Source organism: Chryseobacterium capnotolerans (assembly GCF_021278965.1).
Classification (GTDB): domain Bacteria; phylum Bacteroidota; class Bacteroidia; order Flavobacteriales; family Weeksellaceae; genus Chryseobacterium; species Chryseobacterium capnotolerans.
Map to the genome: position 1 here is coordinate 3,777,132 of NZ_CP065589.1, position 21,170 is coordinate 3,798,301.

The 21,170-nt window shown below is 35.9% G+C and carries 19 protein-coding genes and 3 pseudogenes; 19 read left to right on the top strand and 3 right to left on the bottom strand.

The window, feature by feature from the left end; all coding sequences use genetic code 11:
• Positions 1 to 113: 113 nt before the first annotated feature.
• A pseudogene (locus tag H5J24_RS18110) lies at positions 114 to 772 on the bottom strand (YceI family protein).
• A 75-nt stretch (positions 773 to 847) separates the two neighbouring features.
• Between H5J24_RS18110 and H5J24_RS18115 the strand changes: the two are divergent.
• Positions 848 to 1,783: a sulfate/molybdate ABC transporter ATP-binding protein gene (locus H5J24_RS18115; protein WP_068939629.1), complete on the top strand. Its 936-nt coding sequence runs from the start codon at positions 848 to 850 to the stop codon at positions 1,781 to 1,783.
• A gap of 364 nt (positions 1,784 to 2,147) precedes the next feature.
• Here the strand turns inward: H5J24_RS18115 and H5J24_RS18120 are convergent, their stop codons facing one another.
• Positions 2,148 to 2,492 carry a zinc ribbon domain-containing protein YjdM gene (locus H5J24_RS18120; protein WP_027373877.1) on the bottom strand — a complete coding sequence of 115 codons (345 nt, stop codon included), beginning with the start codon at positions 2,490 to 2,492 and terminating at the stop codon, positions 2,148 to 2,150.
• Positions 2,493 to 3,175: 683 nt separating this feature from the next.
• On the opposite strand from H5J24_RS18120, the pseudogene H5J24_RS18125 reads away from it, so the two are divergent.
• The 15 genes and pseudogenes from H5J24_RS18125 (at position 3,176) to H5J24_RS18185 (ending at position 15,876) form a co-directional block, all read left to right on the top strand.
• Positions 3,176 to 4,380, top strand: a pseudogene (locus tag H5J24_RS18125) (RsmB/NOP family class I SAM-dependent RNA methyltransferase).
• Positions 4,381 to 5,108: 728 nt separating this feature from the next.
• The gene (asnB, locus tag H5J24_RS18130; RefSeq protein ID WP_068939633.1) at positions 5,109 to 6,776 is read left to right on the top strand and encodes an asparagine synthase B; all 1,668 of its coding nucleotides are present in this window, start codon (positions 5,109 to 5,111) and stop codon (positions 6,774 to 6,776) included.
• Positions 6,777 to 6,943: 167 nt separating this feature from the next.
• Positions 6,944 to 7,693 (top strand): hypothetical protein, encoded by a 750-nt coding sequence (locus H5J24_RS18135; RefSeq protein ID WP_232815751.1) that lies wholly within the window; start codon positions 6,944 to 6,946, stop codon positions 7,691 to 7,693.
• Positions 7,663 to 7,785 (top strand): hypothetical protein, encoded by a 123-nt coding sequence (locus H5J24_RS25695; protein WP_283250728.1) that lies wholly within the window; start codon positions 7,663 to 7,665, stop codon positions 7,783 to 7,785. The genes H5J24_RS18135 and H5J24_RS25695 overlap by 31 nt, the downstream gene beginning before the upstream one ends.
• A 141-nt stretch (positions 7,786 to 7,926) precedes the next feature.
• The gene (locus H5J24_RS25700; RefSeq protein WP_283250729.1) at positions 7,927 to 8,313 is read left to right on the top strand and encodes an MFS transporter; all 387 of its coding nucleotides are present in this window, start codon (positions 7,927 to 7,929) and stop codon (positions 8,311 to 8,313) included.
• A pseudogene (locus H5J24_RS18140) lies at positions 8,213 to 9,331 on the top strand (MFS transporter); the annotation flags it as partial. The gene H5J24_RS25700 and the pseudogene H5J24_RS18140, both read left to right, overlap by 101 nt.
• 125 nt (positions 9,332 to 9,456) lie before the next feature.
• On the top strand, positions 9,457 to 10,332 hold the full coding sequence (locus H5J24_RS18145) for a pirin family protein (protein WP_068939640.1): 876 nt from the start codon (positions 9,457 to 9,459) through the stop codon (positions 10,330 to 10,332).
• A gap of 230 nt (positions 10,333 to 10,562) precedes the next feature.
• Entirely contained in the window at positions 10,563 to 10,874 is a 312-nt protein-coding gene (locus H5J24_RS18150; protein ID WP_068940123.1) for a GNAT family N-acetyltransferase, read from the top strand.
• A gap of 55 nt (positions 10,875 to 10,929) precedes the next feature.
• Positions 10,930 to 11,829, top strand: a complete 900-nt coding sequence (locus tag H5J24_RS18155) for a pirin family protein (RefSeq protein ID WP_068939642.1) — start codon at positions 10,930 to 10,932, stop codon at positions 11,827 to 11,829.
• 20 nt (positions 11,830 to 11,849) lie between these two features.
• On the top strand, positions 11,850 to 12,389 hold the full coding sequence (locus tag H5J24_RS18160; RefSeq protein WP_068939644.1) for an NADPH-dependent FMN reductase: 540 nt from the start codon (positions 11,850 to 11,852) through the stop codon (positions 12,387 to 12,389).
• On the top strand, positions 12,382 to 12,960 hold the full coding sequence (locus H5J24_RS18165) for a TMEM175 family protein (protein ID WP_068939646.1): 579 nt from the start codon (positions 12,382 to 12,384) through the stop codon (positions 12,958 to 12,960). The genes H5J24_RS18160 and H5J24_RS18165 overlap by 8 nt, the downstream gene beginning before the upstream one ends.
• Position 12,961: 1 nt before the next feature.
• A complete protein-coding gene (locus H5J24_RS18170) occupies positions 12,962 to 13,180 on the top strand; it encodes a (4Fe-4S)-binding protein (protein ID WP_068939648.1) in 219 nt (72 codons plus the stop codon).
• A complete protein-coding gene (locus H5J24_RS18175; protein ID WP_068939649.1) occupies positions 13,180 to 13,575 on the top strand; it encodes an OsmC family protein in 396 nt (131 codons plus the stop codon). The genes H5J24_RS18170 and H5J24_RS18175 overlap by 1 nt, the downstream gene beginning before the upstream one ends.
• A gap of 3 nt (positions 13,576 to 13,578) precedes the next feature.
• Complete coding sequence (locus H5J24_RS18180; protein WP_002984420.1) at positions 13,579 to 13,866, top strand: GNAT family N-acetyltransferase; 288 nt, start codon at positions 13,579 to 13,581, stop codon at positions 13,864 to 13,866.
• Between the two features lie 450 nt (positions 13,867 to 14,316).
• Positions 14,317 to 15,876, top strand: coding sequence for a sodium:solute symporter (locus tag H5J24_RS18185; RefSeq protein WP_068939650.1), 1,560 nt, complete (start codon positions 14,317 to 14,319; stop codon positions 15,874 to 15,876).
• A gap of 98 nt (positions 15,877 to 15,974) precedes the next feature.
• On the opposite strand, the gene H5J24_RS18190 is transcribed toward H5J24_RS18185, so the two are convergent.
• Positions 15,975 to 18,206 carry a reprolysin-like metallopeptidase gene (locus H5J24_RS18190; RefSeq protein WP_068939651.1) on the bottom strand — a complete coding sequence of 744 codons (2,232 nt, stop codon included), beginning with the start codon at positions 18,204 to 18,206 and terminating at the stop codon, positions 15,975 to 15,977.
• A 334-nt stretch (positions 18,207 to 18,540) separates the two neighbouring features.
• Here H5J24_RS18190 and H5J24_RS18195 point away from each other — a divergent pair, with 334 nt between their 5' ends.
• The 3 genes from H5J24_RS18195 (at position 18,541) to H5J24_RS18205 (ending at position 21,010) form a co-directional block, all read left to right on the top strand.
• A complete protein-coding gene (locus H5J24_RS18195; protein ID WP_068939652.1) occupies positions 18,541 to 19,059 on the top strand; it encodes a hypothetical protein in 519 nt (172 codons plus the stop codon).
• Between the two features lie 107 nt (positions 19,060 to 19,166).
• A complete protein-coding gene (locus H5J24_RS18200; RefSeq protein ID WP_262495838.1) occupies positions 19,167 to 20,021 on the top strand; it encodes a transketolase in 855 nt (284 codons plus the stop codon).
• 41 nt (positions 20,022 to 20,062) lie between these two features.
• The gene (locus H5J24_RS18205; protein WP_068939654.1) at positions 20,063 to 21,010 is read left to right on the top strand and encodes a transketolase family protein; all 948 of its coding nucleotides are present in this window, start codon (positions 20,063 to 20,065) and stop codon (positions 21,008 to 21,010) included.
• The last annotated feature ends 160 nt before the right edge of the window (positions 21,011 to 21,170 follow it).

Here is a 21,170-nt window from a genome sequence, read left to right on the forward strand (position 1 = left end):
AAAATGTTTTGCAAAAATACGACTTTTAAGTTGAATAATAGGTCCGTCATAAAAAAATCTGCCTCTTTTTCGAGAGGCAGACTTCAATCACTTATTTCACTTAAATAAAAAAATTATTTCTTTTCTAAGGCTTTAACGTTGATCTGAAGAGTTACCTCATCTTTAATCACCCCGTTTTCAGCAGGAGCCTGAAACTTCACGCCAAACTCTTCTCTTTTGATATCCTTAGGCTCAGTAGCAATACTTACATCTCCATCTTTCACCGAAACATTCGCTTTAAACTGAACTGGTTTTGTAATCCCTTTAATTGTTAAATTACCATCCAGAAGAGTATTATAATCACCTTCTGTAGCAGGAGTAACTTTTGTAATTTCATAAGAAGCCGTTGGGAATTTTTCCACTTCAAAGAAATCTCCACTCTTCAGGTGACCGTTTAATTTTCCCATATCATCCGGACTGTCTTTCAAGTCTACAGAGGTCAGGGAATTCATATCAGCAACAAATTTACCGCTTTCTAGTTTTCCTTCCTTCACTGTTACATCACCACTTTCAAACTTAATTGTTCCGAAGTGGCTTGTATTCTCAGATTTGAATACTTTATATCCTTTCCATTCAACTTTACTGTTTAGCGTATCCAAAGTGTACTGGTTACCATCCTTGGTTGTAGTCACCTCATTACTTTCGCTGGTAAGCGGTTTATCTTTTTACAAGAAACCATTACAGCAGCAACGAATAAAGCAGGAATAGCTAACGAAAACAGTTTTTTTCTCATTTTTGATTTATTTTTATTACTCCCGCTAATATAATAAAAAAAATTATGTTTTCATAAAAACCTTACATTTGTAATATGCTTTTAGAAATAAACAATTTATTCTTCTCTCACACCAAAGAAAAACCGCTTTTTCAAAACCTTAATTTAAGATTTGAGGCCAATAAAATTATAGCTTTGGCAGGAGAAAGCGGATGCGGAAAATCTACTCTTTTGGGTTTGGTGTACGGACTGCTTGATTGGGAAAGCGGAGAGATCATTTTTAATGGAGCCAAACTGTTAGGACCAAAAGGAAATCTTGTTCCCGGTGAAGCTGAAATGAAGTTTGTAGCACAGAATTTTGATCTGATGCCTTATGCCACAGTTGCTGAAAATGTAGGTAAATTTATTTCGAATATTAATTTAACAAAGAAAAGAGAAACCGTTATGGAACTTCTTGAAGTTGTAGGACTTCAGGAGTTTGCCAATGTACTTCCAAAATATTTAAGCGGCGGACAGCAGCAAAGAGTCGCCATCGCAAGAGCGCTATCCGTTATGCCTAAACTGTTGATCCTTGATGAACCTTTCAGTAATCTTGATTTTCCAAGAAAGATTGAACTTAGAGAAAGACTGTTCAGATATGTAAAAGAACATCAGATTTCTCTGATTATTTCTACTCACGAACTTCAAGACATTATGCCATGGCTGGATCAGATTGTTATCCTTCAAAATGGAAGACTTATTCAGAACGATAGTCCGGAAGAAACCTATAAAAATCCTTACAATTCATATGTTGCCAAATTGTTTGGTGAGGTAAATATTTTCAGTGAAAATGAAGCAGAAGATTTCCAGCTATCCAAGTTTTTCTATTATCCAAAAGGAATAAAAATTTCTGAAAATGGTTTTGAAGCTGAAGTTCTTGAAAGCAGATTTGCTGGAAACTATTATTGGAATAAAGTTAAAGCAAAGAATAAAGAACTGGTAGTTTATACTGATGATAAACTACATGAATCAGTCAACATTTCATTTATTTAAATTGAAGAGGAAGGTGAGAGCCTACTTCCAGTGTATAGACTTAGCAACCTCACTTCCCTTATCTTTCACCCTACCACAAAACAACACATAACTCATACATTTCCTTACACTTATCAATAAAAAAAATACAAACATAAGAATCAGTTATTAAACTTTTTCTTACATTTGTATTTCCACAGCATAAGGAAATTATTGGTTATTTCTCTTTCTGCCTTTTAGACGGACATTAGCAATCTTGCAATTAAGTCTATTGAAAGATTACTCTGTCCAATTTTTTCCTTTTTTTATGATTTTCAGTTCAAAACTTTTAATCAAAAAGCAAAGTATCCGTAGCAAAAAGCCAGAAGCCAGCTGCCAACAGTTATTAAGCTTTCTTCACAAATTCTGACTTTAAAGCCATTGCTCCGAAGCCATCAATCTTACAGTCGATATTATGATCGCTTCCCGGCCTTAGACGGATATTCTTCACTTTAGTTCCAGCTTTTACCGGTTTTGGTGCTCCTTTTACAGGAAGATCTTTAACCACCACTACAGAATCACCGTCTTGAAGCTCATTCCCGTTAGAGTCCAATATTTTACCCTCGTTTGCTGCTTCAGAAGCTGCTTCTTCAGGGTTCCATTCGTAGAAACACTGAGAACATACCATCATATTATCGCTCGGGTAAGTAAACTCAGAGCTGCATTTCGGACAAAGTACTGTATCACTCATATTTTAATTTTTTGCAAAGGTAGGGCTTTTTCAAGGTTAAAGTCAAGAGGTAAAGATCAGTATAGCAGACCATAAACGCACATCAATTTCACACCAATAAGTGAATTAGATAAAGTTAATTAAGCTAACTGTAAAGAAATAAAGGATATTGATGAACCATGTACATTTTATTTGCAAAGTTTTTCCATTTAAGCAAAATAAGAGCTCATTTGCCATTGAATAAAAGACACCTTAACCGAGTAAAATAATATGAATCTTAAGAAAAGTCTTTATAAATTCAGAATCGAAATTTATTAATAGCGTTTAAAAGATTAATATATGCCACAAATTAATTGTTAAGTATAATTCTGTCTCAATTTTAAACGCTAATGCTCACAAAGTTTTTTGACTAACACTGTATTTTTGCCCGCAAAGGCATTTTATTCAGCTAAGGTAGCAACTCATTCATTGCTGAGTAAAGCGCCATTGCGATCGATCTAACACGTGGAATAATAAAGCACCTACCGAACTCTGTATTAAAAATGTATATGGTATAAAATTCATATGTATAGCAAATCAGATATTCGCTCTAAATACTCTAACTCTCCAACTCTAAAACCCTCTCACTTCCAAACTCTCCAACTCAATCCTCAACTCTCAACTTTAATTCGTATTTTTGCAGATTCAAACAGCGAAGCAAATTTATGGAACTTATTCACAGAAACTTGGCTATCGGGATTCACGATGCCTTACAAGAAACATTTTTTGAAAAAAACAAGTATGCCGATAAAGTTATTGAAAGACTTTTAAAGGCAAACAAAAAATGGGGAAGCCAGGACAGAGCCGTTGTTTCTGAGATTTTCTACAATATCATCCGTTGGAAAAAACGCCTTGAATATTATATGGGCGAAGGGGTAAAACCTAACAATATTTATAAACTGATCATTGCTTATCTTCTTTGGAGCAAAACCAATTATAAAAAGTTTGAAGAGTTTGACGGAATTAAGATTGCGGATATCCTTACCAAACTTAAAAAGAATACAGTTCCTACCAAAGCAATTGAACATTCTATTCCGGACTGGTTAGCAGAAACTCTGGAAAAAGAATTGGGTGCTAACTGGGAAAGAGAAATGATTGCTTTGAATGAGCAGGCACCTACTGTTTTAAGAACCAATTCATTAAAAACGAGTACAAAGGAACTTATTTCTGACCTTTCAGATGAAGGAGTGGTATCCTACCCTATCAAAAACTATCCTGATGCGGTACAGTTGGAAGAAAAAAAGAATGTTTTCCTTACCACTGCCTTTAAAGAAGGATTATTTGAAGTACAGGATGCTTCATCTCAGAAAATCGGATATTTTCTTGATGTAAAAGAAGGACAGAGAGTGGTAGACGCTTGTGCAGGGGCTGGAGGAAAGACCCTTCACTTAGCAGCATTAATGAGAAACAAGGGTCAGATCGTAGCTCTAGATATTTTCGAATGGAAACTGGCTGAATTGAAGCGTCGTGCTAAAAGAGCAGGAGCCCACAACATTGAAACTCGTATGATCTCCGACAACAAAGTGATCAAACGTCTTCATGATAAAGCAGACAGATTATTGATTGACGCTCCATGTTCTGGTCTTGGAGTTTTAAAAAGAAATCCGGACAGTAAGTGGAAAATTGATCAGGACTTTATTGACAGAATCAAAAAGAGCAGCAACAGATTCTTCAGGATTATTCTAAAATGCTTAAAAAAGGAGGAAAGATGGTATATGCTACATGCTCTATCCTTCCATCTGAAAATAATCTGCAGGTAGAAGAATTCCTTAAAAACAATCCAGGATTTAAAATGATTAAGGATGAGAAGGTAATGCCAAGCGAAGGATATGATGGATTCTACATGGCATTGATTGAAAGAGTTTCTTAATTGACTTTATAATACAATACAAATAAAAAACTACTCCAAGGGGTAGTTTTTTTGTTTTTTTGAAGTATTGTGTAACATTTCATCTCTATTTCCTACTAACTCTATAGATTAACCGTTTTGATGTTGCTGGTATATTTTATAGTTAAAATACCTTTCGGCAATTTATAGTATGGATACAAGGACTGAATTTAATTTTTTGCTTGTATCTAAACCTTATCTGTTTTCTATACAGCCCTAAGGATACCAATATATTATTCTCAAAGAGAATTTCCACAAAACGATTACTCAAGACATAACCGACTGATGGTGCTTTTCCTTTTTTAATAGAGGAAAATCATTTTAAAGTATGAATAGCATATATAGTTAGTGATTTTATATTACTAATGAAGGGCTTGCTAAAACCCTATAAAAACAAAACCTTCTTGCATGAGAATTGCAAGAAGGTAAAAACACAAATGATGAAAAAAAAATTATTTCGAGCCACAAAGTAAGGGCTAAAATTCGCATAATAAATTATCATATATTAAGAAATATGTCATTTTTATTTCGTATAGAGTAAAGAAATTTCAAGCCGACGAAAAAAATCAATCAAAAACATGCTAATTTCCATAAATAGTTAATATTTTTCTTTAAAATAAATTATTTGATTTATATTTTTCACTTATACATATTTTTCATTGTTATTTATAAACATCTCTTTTACTTTTGTCACTATAAATAATAAAAATATGTGTGGAATTGTATGTTTATTCGATGCCAAGCAAAAAACTGAGATATTAAGGCCTCAGGTTTTGGAAATGTCAAAAAAGATCCGTCACAGAGGACCGGATTGGAGTGGAGTTTTTCAGGATGAAAAAGTAGTGTTCTCTCACGAAAGACTAGCCATTGTAGATCCAACATCCGGAAAACAACCTTTATTTACAAAAGACGGAAAAGTAGTATTAGCTGTAAACGGTGAAATCTACAACCATAGAGAACTAAAAGAAGAATTTCCTGATTATGAGTTTCAGACTCAATCAGATTGCGAAGTGATTCTTGCTCTCTACAGAAAATATGGAAAAGACTTTGTGGAAAAACTAAATGGTATTTTCGCATTTGCATTATATGATACTGAAAATGAAGTGTACCTGATTGCCCGTGACCATATGGGAATCTGTCCTCTTTATCAGGGATGGGATAAAAACGGAAACTATTATGTAGCTTCTGAACTGAAAGCTTTAGAAGGGGTATGCAAAACTATTGAAACCTTCTTACCCGGACATTTTGTATACAGTAAAGATGGAGCTGAACTTCAACAATGGTACTCCAGAGAATGGGAAAGCTTTGATCATGTTAAAGAGAACAAAACTGATATTGATCAGCTAAGAAAAGGTCTTGAAGATGCTGTTCACAGACAACTTATGAGTGATGTACCTTATGGGGTATTGCTTTCAGGAGGTTTGGATTCATCTGTTATTTCTGCGATTACTGCTAAATTTGCAAGACAAAGAATTGAAAGTGGTGATACTCAGGAAGCATGGTACCCAAGACTACACAGTTTTGCTGTGGGGTTGGTAGGATCTCCAGACTTAGCAGCAGCACAAAAAGCAGCCGAACATATCGGATCTGTGCACCATGAGGTTAACTTTACAGTTCAGGAAGGATTGGATGCAGTACGTGATGTTATTTATCATCTGGAAACTTATGATGTAACAACTATCAGAGCTTCCACACCCATGTATCTTTTAGCAAGAGTGATCAAATCAATGGGTATCAAAATGGTACTATCTGGAGAAGGTTCTGATGAGCTGTTCGGTGGATATCTGTATTTCCATAAAGCTCCTAATGCTAAAGAATTCCATGATGAAACGGTAAGAAAACTTGGAAAACTTCACTTGTATGACTGCCTGAGAGCCAACAAAGCCTTAATGAGCTGGGGAATAGAAGGAAGAGTTCCTTTCTTAGACAAGGAATTTATGGATATTGCCATGGCTGTTAACCCACAGGATAAAATGATTAACACAGCTGAAGGGAAAATTGAAAAATGGGTATTAAGAAAAGCCTTTGAAGATATTCTTCCTGCGTCTATTGCATGGAGACAAAAAGAGCAGTTTTCAGATGGTGTAGGCTATTCATGGATTGATACTTTAAAAGAGGTAGCTGAAAAAGAGGTTACAGATGAAATGATGGCTAACGCAAGATTCAGATTCCCGCTCAACACTCCACAAAACAAGGAGGAATACCGATACAGAACTATTTTTGAAGAGCACTTCCCAAGTGAAACTGCGGCCTCAACAGTTCCATCGGTTCCATCCGTAGCCTGCTCTACTCCTATCGCTCTGGAATGGGATGAAGCTTTCAAAAAGATGAATGACCCAAGCGGAAGAGCTGTGAAGGTGCATGAGACTTCGTATTAATTGAGTTGGAGTGAAAGAGAAAACCATCCACTTCCACCTCTTATTTCTAACTTTTTCGTAATAATTTATTAATCCTGTAGCAATACGGGATTATTTTTTGAATTAACAATAACAATATGGCATAATTTAACTGACAATCAAAAATAATATCTAATAAATAATTATATTTGGAAAACGAAAATATCAATTATAAAAAAATGAGAAGAAACCTTACTGTTTTATTTGCCTTATTATCCATTAGTTTTGCTTTTGGACAGGGAAAATATGGCAAATATCTGAACTCAAAAAAGCTTGCTTTAGCTTATAAAAGCGTGAAAGATGCTGATAAGGATGACTATTACCAACAGTTTTACTGGCTGGTAAAAGCTGAGCAACTTAAAACCTTTCCTCACTTAAAAGATATAAAACCTGTTGTTTTATATGAGTTTGTAAAGTACGTAAACCCTCAGAATCCAACCAAAAAGCTGGATAAAAGAGATAAAGAACTTAGAGCTACAGCAGAATTATCTTTAAATCAATATTTCAAAAACAAGAATTTTGAGAACAACTCTGTTCTGATGTACAACCTTGAAACCTATGTAGATCCATCAAAAGGACAATTTTATACCAAAGTAGATCCTGAAAAAATCAAAGAACTGGTTCCAAAGGAGTTATTTGCTTTCAACTCTTTCAACAGAAACCTAGGAGAAGAAAAGACGTACTATCTTTGGGTAGATAAGAAAAAAGATGATTTGAATATTGTAGATATTATTCCAAGTGAAAAAGATGACAAGTCATTCTATACTAGATTGAGACAATATCTTCCTAGCTATAAATTTTCAAAATATGTTCCGACTGTAAAAAAGGAAACAAGACGGATAAAACGGATATTGAATATTATTATATTATGCCTTTTGAACAAAATGCCGATAATATAGAATACAAAACAAAGGATTTCAAAAACTTTACCTTGAGCCAGTACAGAAAAGCTGGTGATGAATGGAAAGGAGTAGAAAAGCCTAAAAAATAAATCAAAAAGTCCTGTGATATTTCACAGGACTTTTTTAATTTTATATGGATTTCTTTATCTAAGAATCGAACTGCTTAAAGCAAGCATTTTCTTCAAATAAAATAAGCCTGGAAATTTTTGAAGCATTCCAGCCTATACAAAATGACAGAAACAAGCCCTCAAAAGACATCCATAAAGAAAATTCTTCCCCTGATCCTGGCCACTGCTATTTTCATGCAGATGCTGGATTCAACCATCCTGAATACTTCCCTACCATCCATTGCCAAGGATCTTCATGAATCCCCGCTGAATATGCAGAATGCCATCATCAGTTATGTATTGACATTGGCTGTATTTATGCCTGCAAGTGGCTTTTTGGCAGATCGTTTCGGGACTAAAAAAGTATTTATTTTTTTCATTAATATTATTCAGTCTTGGATCTTTATTTTGTTCTTTATCTCAAAACCTTACTCATCTTGTTATCTCAAGGGTTATTCAGGGAGTTGGAGGAAGCTTGATGACACCGGTCGGAAAGCTGGCACTCATTAAAACCTTTGACAAGAATGAACTGCTTAAAGCAATGAACTTTGCCATTATTCCTGCTTTAATAGGTCCTGTCCTCGGACCACTGGTAGGCGGTTATATGGTAGATTATCTGTCATGGCACTGGATATTCCTCATTAATATCCCAATTGGGTTTTTGGGAATTATTTTAGGATTGAAATTCATGCCTGATTATAAGTCTGATGATGTAGATTTTGATTTTAAAGGATTTTTGATCTTTGCCGCAGCCTCTCTCCTGCTCTCCATTTCGCTGGAACTTTTTGGAGATATGCAGAATATAACACCTGTTCTCGTTGTATTTATCCTCGGTTTCTTATTTCTCTATTATTACTATAAACATGCAAAAAAAGAAGGGCATCCTATTTTTCCTTTAAACTTGTTTCAGGTTAGAACCTTCCGTGTGGGAATTGTAGGAAATCTAGCCACAAGGCTCGGAATCAGCTCAGTTCCGTTATTACTTCCACTTATGATCCAGATTGCTTATAAACAGTCTGCCGTAACTTCCGGATGGATCATTGCTCCTATGGCGTTAACTGCTATATTCGGGAAATCATCGGTTATTAAAATTCTGGATAAATATGGCTACCGGCAAACTTTAATGGTCAATACTTTTATTATCGGAACCTTGATCTGTATGCTGGCTATTCCAAATATTCATACTTCATTATATTGGTTTGTCCCTATTATTGCAGTTCTTGGTTTTTTCAACTCTATTCAGTTCACCTCTATGAACACTATTTCTATTGCAGATCTCAGGAATTTCCAGACCAGCAGCGGTAACTCATTAATATCAGTTAATCAACAGCTCGCAATAGGTTTCGGAATTGCCTTTGGATTGATTGTTTTAAAAATATTTGAAACCTCTGACCTCATCCAGGGTGAAACTCATAATGCTTTCCGGTATACTTTTCTTACGGTAGGAATTTTAACGATCTTATCAGGCTTTGTGTTTAGAAGACTGCACATTTCAGATGGAAAGAATATGAAATCCAAAGAGGACTAGATAAGAGTTTATTGCTTTATCAGCCTTTTAACCATTTATTTTTTTACTTCGATACGAACTTATCACAGGTCAATGCATCTGCCTTATAAGTATGGTATTTTTGTTTACATAAAATCAACAATATTATGGCAACTAAAAAAGTAGAAATGGTAGTATCTCCAAGACCTGCACACTTTGTAGGTGACGGTTTTAGAGTTCATAATTTTATTCCAGGTGTACATGGGTTAGATATGAAAAGAATAGACCCGTTTATCATGCTTGATTATAATTCAAAATTTCATTTCAATGGTTCAGACAGACCAAGAGGTGTAGGAGTACATCCACACAGAGGTTTTGAAACAGTAACTATAGCATATAATGGTAAAGTGGAACATCACGACAGTGCCGGAGGCGGTGGTATCATTGGAGAAGGTGATGTACAGTGGATGACAGCTGCCAAAGGTGTTCTTCACAAAGAATATCACGAGACAGAATGGGCCAAAGAAGGCGGAATCTTTCAAATGGTTCAGCTTTGGGTAAATCTTCCGGCAAAAGATAAAATGAGTACTCCTAAATACCAGGCTATTGAAAATTCCAAAATGGAAAAAGTGGATCTTGGTGAGAATGGGTATGTAGAAGTCATTGCCGGGGAATATAACGGAAATAAGGGTCCTGCATTCACCTTCACACCTATTCACATGATGAATGCCAAATTGAAAGCCGGAGGTAAGGCAGAGTTTCATTTTCCTGCCCACTTCAACACCGCTGCTTTAGTGATTGAAGGAAATATTACCATCAATGGAGAAGAAGCTGTTAAAGCAGATCATTTTGCATTATTTAAAAATGAAGGAGAAAGCTTCAATATTGAGGCTAAAGATGATTCTGTTGTTTTAATCATCAGTGGAGAACCTATTAATGAGCCTATTTTCCCTCATGGACCTTTTGTGATGAATACCAGAGAGGAAATCATGCAGGCATTTGAGGATTTCAATACCGGAAAATTCGGATATCTTGAAGATTAAGAATCTAGAATTAAATTTTTCTTAATCTTAAATCAGTTCTTTTTTTACTAACTTTATATATCATTATATCAGGTTGAAGTTTGAAAGATTAATGTTAAGTAATGTGTGGAGATAAACCTTATAGTTTTTTGAAACCTATAAGGTTTGTTTTCTTAACAAGATTTTTCACGTAAAAGCAAAAGATGTTAATCTCTTACAACTTCACCTATCAACGTTTAATACAGAAAATTATGAAACCCGAATTCGAAAATATCCCTCTTGTAAAAGCCGAAAAAAGATTTGAAATAGAAGTCAATGGGCATTATGCCTTTATTGATTATCGCGAAACAAGCCATCAGATTGCATTGATCCACACGGAAGCTGATCAGGAACTAGCAGGAACAGGTGCAGCAGCGGCAGTAGTAGAGAAAACATTAAATTATATTGAAGAAAGTGGTAAAAAGCTTCTTCCATTTTGTCCGTATGTTTTTGCCTTTATTAAAAAGCATCCGGAGTGGAAACGTATCGTAGATGAAAAATTTGACGGATACGATAAATTGTAATTCTTGATCAATTGGTCAACATTTATTTAACACATTAAAAAAGCATTACATCATTATGTCAAATATTGGACTTATCATTGAAGAAAAAGCAGCAGACATCGGGAACTTTCTGGTAGGAAGACTCCTTCCTTTCCGTGAAAAAAGAGCTGTAGGCCCTTTTGTTTTTATCGATCATATGGGACCTTCGGAGTTAAAGGATTATCAAAACCTTGATGTTCCCCCTCATCCCCATATCGGGTTATCTACGTTAACTTACCTGCTGGAAGGCTCTATTTTCCACAGAGACAGTATTGGAAGTGCTCTTGAGATCAAACCGGGTGCTGTTAACTGGATGACTGCCGGGAAAGGAGTCGTACATTCTGAAAGAACCCCTGAATATTTAAGACACAGTGATAAAAGACTTCACGGATTTCAGATCTGGGTAGGGCTGCCAAGACATCTTGAACAGTCTGAACCTACTTTTCACCATATTGAAGCGGACGAAATTCCGGTTTGGGAAGAAGATGGTATTCAGTATAAATTAATTGCCGGAGAGGCATTTGGAAAAACATCTCCTGTTCCGGTACACAGTAAATTATTTTTCATTGAGATCAAAACCAAAGAAGCTAAAAAAATCAGCATTGGAAAAGACCTGTATGGAGAAGCGGCCATGTATGTTCTGGATGGAACAGTAAGTACAGAAGGAAACTCTTATGGTTCTAAACAACTGATGATCGCTAAGGACACCAAACTTTGTGAGTTTGATATGAGCGAAAACGGAACGGTCTATCTTTTTGGTGGAGAGCCTTTCGATGAGGAACGTTTTATCTTCTGGAACTTTGTGAATTCTGACAAAGAAGTAATTGATCAGGCTAAAGTGAACTGGCATGACCAGAATCATGATGCATTTCCTTTAGTTCCGGGTGATGAACAAGAGTATGTTCCACTTCCGAAAGCGATTTTAAATAGAAAATAACCTCAGCAAAAAGAGAAACCATGAAAATATTAGCATTTGCTGGAAGCAGTTCTTCCACTTCTATTAACAAGGAATTGGTAAAGTTTGTTTTAAAGGATTTTCAGAACGAAGAAATCAACCTGATTGACCTAAATGACTTTACGATGCCTGTTTTCTCTGTAGATCTTGAAAAGAAAGGGTTTCCGGATGAAGCGCATCATTTTTTAAAGGTCATTGAAGAATGTGATGTGATTATCTGTTCTCTTGCAGAACATAACCGATCTTACAGTGCTGCATTTAAAAACGTTTTCGACTGGGCATCAAGGATCAATGTGAAGGTATTTCAAAACAAACCGATGCTTCTGATGAGTACTTCTCCTGGAGGATATGGCGGCGGAAATGTAATGAATACAGCTAAAACATTCTTTCCTCAATTTGCTGCAGATATCAAGGATACTTTTTCACTGCCCAAGTTCTATGAAAATTTTGATCTTGAAAGCGGAGTTATTAATCCTGATATGCTGAATGAACTGAAAGCAAAGATTGAAAACTTTAAAAACCTAATTAAAAACAATGACTAAAGGAAGACTGGAAGCTTTCAGTGATGGAGTTCTGGCCATCATTATCACCATCATGGTTCTTGAGCTTAAAGTACCTGAAGGAGCCAACTGGGCGAGCCTTAAACCTCTTATCCCTAAATTCTTGGCCTATATCTTCAGTTTCATTTATGTTGGAATCTACTGGAATAATCACCATCATATGTTTCAGGCTGTAAACAAGGTAAACGGAGGTATTCTTTGGGCCAACCTTCATTTATTATTCTGGCTTTCTATGATGCCTATTGCTACTGAATGGATTGGCAATACAGGTTTTGCAGAAAATCCGGTCGCAACCTACGGTATTATCCTCGTATTATGTGCGATCGCCTACAGCATTCTGGAGAATGTTATTATCCGATGTGAGGGTGAAAACTCAAAGCTGAAGGAAGCTATACACGCAAAATATAAGGAAAATATATCTATCATTTTTTATATTCTGGGAATCGCTACTTCATTTTTTTATCCTTATATTGCCATAGGTTTTTATTATATAGTGGCTCTTATATGGCTGATTCCGGACAGAAGAATCGAAAAATCATTAAAAGACAATTAATATGGAAACACACGAATACCCTAACGGCGACATTACTGTCATTTGGCAGCCTCAGAAGTGTATCCACTCGGCTGTATGTGTAAAAATGCTTCCCAAAGTCTACAATCCAAAAGACAGACCTTGGATAAAAGCGCAAAATGCAACCCCTGAAGAATTAAAAAAACAGATAGACCAATGCCCATCTGGAGCATTAAGTTATAAATTCAATACTGAAAAATAATGGCAGTAACGGTAAAAGCAAGTTTAGGAAAAACAAAATATTATACAGAAGTAACGGCAGGTGAAAATACAATTATTACCGATGAACCTTTAGATAAAGGCGGACAAAATAAAGGTTTCAATCCTATGGAAATCCTCGCTACGTCTTTGGCTAGCTGTACAGCAGCTACTCTGAGAATGTATATTGAAAGAAAAGAATGGGACGTAGAAAACATCAATGTGGAAGTAGAACTTGAAAACTACCCACTCACCAAAAAAGCAATCTTCAAAAGAGATATTACTTTTGAAGGAATTTTGGATGATGAACAAATGAAAAGACTCCATACCATTGCTGATGCATGCCCAGTACATAAAATATTAACTAACGATATAGAAATATTAACTAAATTCTCATAAAACATGATCGAAGTAAAACAAAACAACGACGAAAAACACGGAAGTTTTGAAGCTTTCATAGATGGAAGACGCGCAGGAATGATGACGTACACCTGGGCAGGAGAAGAAAGATTTATTATTGACCACACTGAGGTGGAAGAAGCCTACAACGGGAAAGGAGTAGGTAAGGAAATGCTTTTGGCTGCTGTAGATTTTGCAAGAAAAAACGGAAAGAAAATCATTCCGCTTTGTCCTTTTGCTAAAGCCAGTTTCCAGAAGAGTGAGGAATTGCAGGATGTTTTAGTGAATTAATCACAGTTTCCACCCTTACAATACAAACCTTTCAGAGAAGATCTGGAAGGTTTTTTTGTTTTAACGCTGAGTTCGCAAGGGCCTTATTTAAATTCCTAAAAAGCGTTCGCAAGGGCGTTTCACTTAGCAAAGGCTGGATTACATTCTGTTTTTTATTAAACGCAAAGATTTAATTAACATACTGTTATATTTTAAGGAAGCAAAGACGGAATCGATTTCCAATCTATTTGATGAAGCGAACTGCCATTCGTTATTATTAGAATAATTGCTTGTATGAGCTTCATAACTTCCTTCTTCCAGCTCCCAGCTTCAAGCCTTTCTGAAAAACATAGGTTTTATCACGATCATAACTTACTTCCAAAGAGTAATTACATAAAAATTGCCTCTGAACAAAATTCACGATTCACGATGGTTCTTTTTTATATATTTGCTAAAATTTAAAATCTAAGCATGAATCCAGGAACTGTCCTTTTGCTGTTTGTCTTTATCTATTTTATCGGTCTTTTGGTGATCTCTTATTTTACCAGCCGAAATTCTGACAACCAGTCCTTCTTTATCGGTAATAAAAAAAGTAAATGGTGGCTCGTTGCATTCGGAATGATAGGAACCAGCTTAAGTGGGGTTACCTTTATTTCAGTTCCGGGAACCGTTGGAAAAATGACCGGCTCCGAATATATTTATGGAGGTTTTGAATATTACATGATGGTCATCGGGTTTTTCATTGGTTATTTTATTGTAGCAGCCATCCTGCTTCCTCTGTATTATAAAATGAATCTTACTTCCATTTACACCTATTTGGGAAAAAGATTCAATGTGGAGGCCCATAAGATCGGATCTATCTTCTTTATTATCTCAAGAGCCATTGGAGCTACAGCGAGATTATATCTGGTTGTAAATGTATTGCAGATCTTTCTTCTTGAAGGATTAGGTGTTCCTTTTTGGGTTACTTCTATGGTTCTTTTACTGATGGTTCTTCTCTATACTTTTGAAGGTGGAGTAAAAACGATTGTGATTACGGATACTTTGCAGACTTCTTTTATGATTATCAGCTTAGTGGCTTGTATTGTTTACATTCTATCCAATCTGAACCTGTCTTTTGGGGAAGCTTATACTATATTAGGACAGAAAAATTATACCCATTTCATCAATTTTGATCCTAATTCCAAGACATTTTTCCTTAAAACCATTCTGGGTGGAATCTTCATTACGATTGCCATGACCGGACTGGATCAGGAAATGATGCAGAAAAACATCTCTGTAGACAACCTTAAAAATTCAAAGAAGAACATGTTAACTTTCGCAGGAACCCTTCTGTTGGTAAATCTTGCGTTCTTATTTTTAGGAGGATTACTTTATCTTTTTGCTTTACAACACGGCGCAGAATACGGAACAACAGGTACAGATCCTGTGAGCAATATCTTCGGATTTAAAGATGCAGCAGGAAACATTAAGAATATCATGGGCGATGACCTTTTCCCTGCTTTATCTCTTAATGGATACTTTCCAATGATGATTTCCGTAATTTTTATTATCGGGTTGATCTCTGCATTATTCCCTTCTGCAGATGGAGCTCTAACTGCGGTAACAAGTTCGTATTGTGTAGATTTATTAAACCTGAACGAAGATAAAACCAAAACTGAAAAGGAGAAGAAAAGCCTTCGTATGAAAGTGCATTTAACATTTACTATCGTATTTTTCATCCTTATCATGGTATTCAAAGCTTTGAACGATAAATCTATTGTCTACCTGATTATGGAGATTGCAGGATATACGTATGGCCCTCTATTAGGACTTTTTGCTTTCGGGATCTTCACCAAGTTCAAAATATCCAGGAAGTATTCAATTCTTATGGTAACCATTCTGGCACCTATCATTACTTATTTAATCAATTTTGCAGTGACTTCTTACACGGATTACAGAATTGGTGTGGAGCTTATTGTTCTTAATGGGTTGCTGACCTTCATTGGGCTATGGCTGGTGAAGGATAAACAGCATTTAAGAGTTGTTTAGAATTAAAAACTTCAGCATCCAATATTTTGGATATTTATAAAAATAAAAAGGCTGTTTTCTTTTGTTGAAAACAGCCTTTTTTGTGAATTGCGTATTCTTTATTCTTTAATCCATTTTACGGTTCTCTCAGAGGTTTTTGTTTTAACTTTAATCAAATAATCTCCTTTTATAAGCTGAGCCACATTAAAAGTACCTAGATTATTGTGATCAGGTGTGTTATTCAATTTACTGAATACTAGTTTTCCACTTACATCATATATAGTAACATCGTAAACTTCATTTGTATTTGGAAATTTAATATTCAAAAATCCTTTACCTGGGTTAGGATATATGACAAATGCATCCTTATTTGCGGTTATTTCATTTACAGCCAATACATTTTTATTGATTGTAAAGTTAACAGGATTGATATTAAAAAATACGTTTCCTGCCCCTGCTACCATAATTCTGGCCGTTGTTGTATTTACATCAGGAATAGTGATAGCTTCGGATCCGTCATTTGGAGTGGAAGCAACCAGAGTAGTTGGATAAGTAAGACCTCCATCCGTTGAAAGTAAAATACTTACATTGGTACAATTTACCGGAGCAGCGGTTGTATTGGCTACATCCCATGTTATAGTCTGCGTAGAGTTAGCACTCCATGTTACCGCCGTATTGGGTGCAGTTACCTTAAACGGTCCAGAATTTCCAGCAACCGTAATGATTGCATCATCATTGGCTACCCCTCCACAACCTGCATTATTATCTCTCACAGTAAGTCTGAACTCCATTGTTCTTCCATACGATGGTAAAATTTCTCCTTTTGATACCGTATTGTTGAGAATGCTTGTCAGTTTTGGAAAATATCTGTAGGAAACAGTCACCGGCATAAATGATCTGAATATAGCAGCATTTCCGGTTGGAGCATTCCAATTTCCTTCAGGGCCGATATCATTTTGTTCCCAGCAATAAGTAAGCGAATTGTTTTCAGCATCCGTTGCAGAACCTGTAAGCTTAAATGGTGTTCCTTTAGGAATTGTATAATCACTTCCTGCATTCACAGTAGGAGCAGTGTTGCTGACAGGAGTTATCACCGGACACTCAGCTGATGCTACTGCTGTAGTGATCGACTGAAATGAGTTGGTATGAAAAATAGGAATACTGTTGTTAGCCAAATTATTCAGAGATCCGCAAATTCCGGCATATGCCATAATCGTAATCCCGCTTCCCGGTTCTACGGCAGCATCAGCATCCCGGTTGCCGGAACAGCTTCCTGTTACTGCATTAAAAGTATGCGGTCCCCAAAACTGATGTCCTACTTCATGAGCAACGTAATCAATATCATAAGGATCCCCAACCGGGTTACCTCTCCCTGTGATTCCTTTTCCTTTATAATCGGGATCACATATACCATAATAAGCCAATCCACCGCCACCTGTGCTAAAAGTATGCCCTATATCATAACTATTAATTCCAATTATTGTATTAATCTGGGTCTGGCTTTCCTCAATTAACAGATCTGAATCATCATTACCATTAAAAGGATCCGTAGCAGGATTTGTAAAAATAAGGCTGGTCTCATTAGGAACCAATACCAGTCTTACTGCCACCTCCTGCTCATAAACGCCGTTTACTCTGTTTACAGTTGTTACAATAGCAGACAGAGTTTGGGCTACGGTAGGAGAAGCTTGTCCGGTTGCCGCTTTTGCATATTCACCTGTACAAGCTACTGCAAAGCGGAAAATTCTAATTTGATTTCCTACGCCCGGGGTAACGCTTTTTTGTCCGTTTTTTTTTTCTGCTTGAGATTTCCCGTCTTTAGTACCGCAAACGATCGGGTTCTTATTAATTAAATCGTTTTTTTTGTAGATGATATAATTATTCACATCATTTTTTGCATAAGGATCAATATACATATCTCCTGACACCACAGATTTTATCTGAGCATGAAATCCCAATTCTGTAAAATCTAATTTTACAGTAGCATACTGATCATCAACCCCTTGCCCTGTAAAAGTAATTAATTGAGGGAATTTATCTGCTAATTCAGGAGCCATTACTGAAGATTTCCATATTTTGAATTTTGCTTTTGTTCCATCCGGCATAGGCAAAATAATAATGGGAGCTTTATCTTTAAAATCGCTATCTCTCAATTCCGGAACTGATTGGAAATAGCTTTTCATTCCGGCTACATCCAATCTGTAAGTGAGAAATCTTTCTGGTTGTATCAACCTGTCATCTGGTTTAGCCTCAACAGACCTTTCACTAATTTTGGTGAAAAAATCCTGGGCTTTCCCCCAAGAAATGGATATAATAAATATCCCTAAATAAAGTAATTGTTTAATTTTCATTGTTTATGTTGTTTAACTCTTAAATAAGTCATTAAAAGGATAAAAAATAAATTATTTGATTAAAAATAATTATAAATCTAGACAATAAACATATACAAAAAAACAATTATTCTCTATTTATTCATAAAACAATATAAATTCTAATGATTTGAAAAATAAATACTTAAAAAACAATAAACATTATGAAAAATATCAACAAGAGCACTTTGTTTCAATTCTCAATGACAAAAAGCTCATCATTTTATCTCAAATATTCTGTACTTATCACTTATAGAGACATCTATTTCAATATCTTTGAAGGTAAAAATTAAAATAAAAAAACAGTATTAAAACTATGAAAAAAATTATTTCACTTTTCATCTTTGTATTAACCTTCGGATCTGTAGCAGCTCAGGAGAATTTTGAAGTGTCAACTTTAAGAATCGGGCCTTACAAAATCTTTATGGAAAAAAGTGAAGCAGAAAAAATTGCAGGTACTACAATCAAAATTTCTGATGGACAACAAAAGAACAGTGTAAAATACAATGGAGAAATTATTAATATTGAAGTTTTTCAAGGTTATGGCGGAGCAGCAAAACCTGATGCTGTTACCATTGCAGGAATGACAACCACCAGTAAAAAGTTTAAAACCAAAAGCGGAATGGGTGTTGGAAGTACCAGAGATGAACTGATTACTGCTTACAAGAACTATCCGATATTTAGTGTTCGTCCGGAGGTAGATGATAATGGAAAGCGTATTAAAGATGCAGGATACTTTAATATTGAAGACTATGATGCAGGAACTCAGTTAACATTTAAATTTATCAATAATATTGTTACAGAAATTACTGTTTATATCAACGAAGGCTGTTAAAAGCAGGAAAATATTCAAATCAAACGAAATCCGGGTTTTCATATCCAGATTTTTGCATTTCCATAAGCCGGTAAAAAATTGTAAATTCGCGTGCAAATAAATCAGATATAATGAGTAAAAGTATCGAAGAGTTAAAATCTCTTACTACACAGATCAGAAGAGACATTTTAAGAATGGTTCACGCTGTAAATTCAGGACACCCGGGAGGAAGCTTAGGCTGTACAGAGTACTTTACAGCACTTTATGGAAAGGTAATGAACTATCATCTTCCTTTTACGATGGAAGGCAAAAATGAAGATCATTTTTATCTATCAAACGGACACATTTCTCCTGTGTACTACTCTACTTTGGCAAGATTCGATTTCTTCCCAGTACACGAGCTAAGTACTTTCAGAAAGCTTGATTCAAGATTACAGGGGCACCCTACTACTCATGAAGGTCTTCCAGGAATCAGAATTGCTTCAGGTTCTTTAGGACAAGGTCTTTCTGTAGCTTTGGGAGCTGCTTTAGGTAAAAAAATGGACGGAGATCAGTCTCTTGTTTACACTCTTCACGGAGATGGTGAACTTCAGGAGGGTCAGATCTGGGAAGCTCTGATGTTTGCTGCTGCTAAAAAAGTAGATAACATCATTTCTACAATCGACTACAACGGACGTCAGATTGATGGTGATACAGACGATGTATTAAGCCTTGGAAATCTTCATGCTAAACTTGAAGCTTTCGGATGGATTGTTTTGGAAGAAAAGAATGGTAACGACCTTGAAGCAGTAATCGGTATTCTTGAAAGAGCAAAAGCTGAAACAGGAAAAGGAAAGCCTGTAGCGATCATGCTTCACACAGAAATGGGTGCTGGAGTAGATTTCATGATGGGATCTCACGCTTGGCATGGTAAAGCTCCTAATGATGAACAATTGGAAACTGCATTCAAACAATTGTATTTAGAAGCTCCTGCTGACTACTAATCTCTAACCATCAGTTAAACTCTCGATTAATAAAAATAAAAATGAAATATACATATACAGAAAAAAAGGACACACGTTCAGGATTCGGAGCCGGATTAGCTGAGCTTGCTGACAAAAACCCTAATGTAGTAGCACTTTGTGCTGACCTTATCGGATCTTTGAAAATGGAGAAATTCATTGAGAAAGCTCCTGAAAGATTTGTTCAGGTGGGTATTGCAGAAGCTAACATGATGGGTATTGCTGCAGGTCTTAGTATCACAGGAAAAATTCCTTTTACCGGAACTTTCGCAAACTTCTCTACTTCAAGAGTATATGATCAAATTCGTCAATCTATTGCTTATTCTGGAAAAAATGTAAAAATCTGTGCATCTCACGCAGGTCTTACCTTAGGAGAAGATGGAGCTACTCACCAGGTATTGGAAGATATCGGGATGATGAAAATGCTTCCTGGAATGACTGTAATCAACCCTTGTGACTACAACCAGACAAAAGCGGCTACTCTTGCGATTGCTGATTTTGAAGGTCCTGTATATTTAAGATTCGGTAGACCTACTGTTCCTGTATTTATCCCTGAAGATATGCCTTTCGAAATCGGAAAAGGGATCATGCTTCAGGAAGGTACTGATGTAACTATTGTTGCAACAGGACACCTTGTATGGGAATCTCTTGTAGCGGCTGATGAACTTGAGAAAGAAGGTATTTCTTGTGAGGTGATCAACATCCACACGATTAAACCTCTTGATGAAGAAATCATCTTAAAATCTGTTGAAAAAACAGGTAAAATTGTAACGGCTGAAGAGCACAACTACCTTGGTGGTTTAGGGGAGTCTGTTGCAGGAATGCTTGCAAGAAGAAGACCTACAAGACAGGAATTTGTAGCAGTAAACGATACTTTCGGAGAATCTGCAACGCCTGCTGAATTGATGAAGAAGTATAAAATTGATGCTGCAGCGGTGAAAGAAGCTGTAAAGAGAATTTTAGCTAATTAATTGTTAGCATTATCATAATAACTGCGGGCTGTTTCTTCGAAACAGCCCGCAGCCTTTTACTGAATGATTCAATGTTGGAGTTGACACCCCTCCGGTGAAGGGGAATGGTTATACATATAGTTATCATGGTTGTAGCTTCTACCCTACTTTTCGTTTGTTT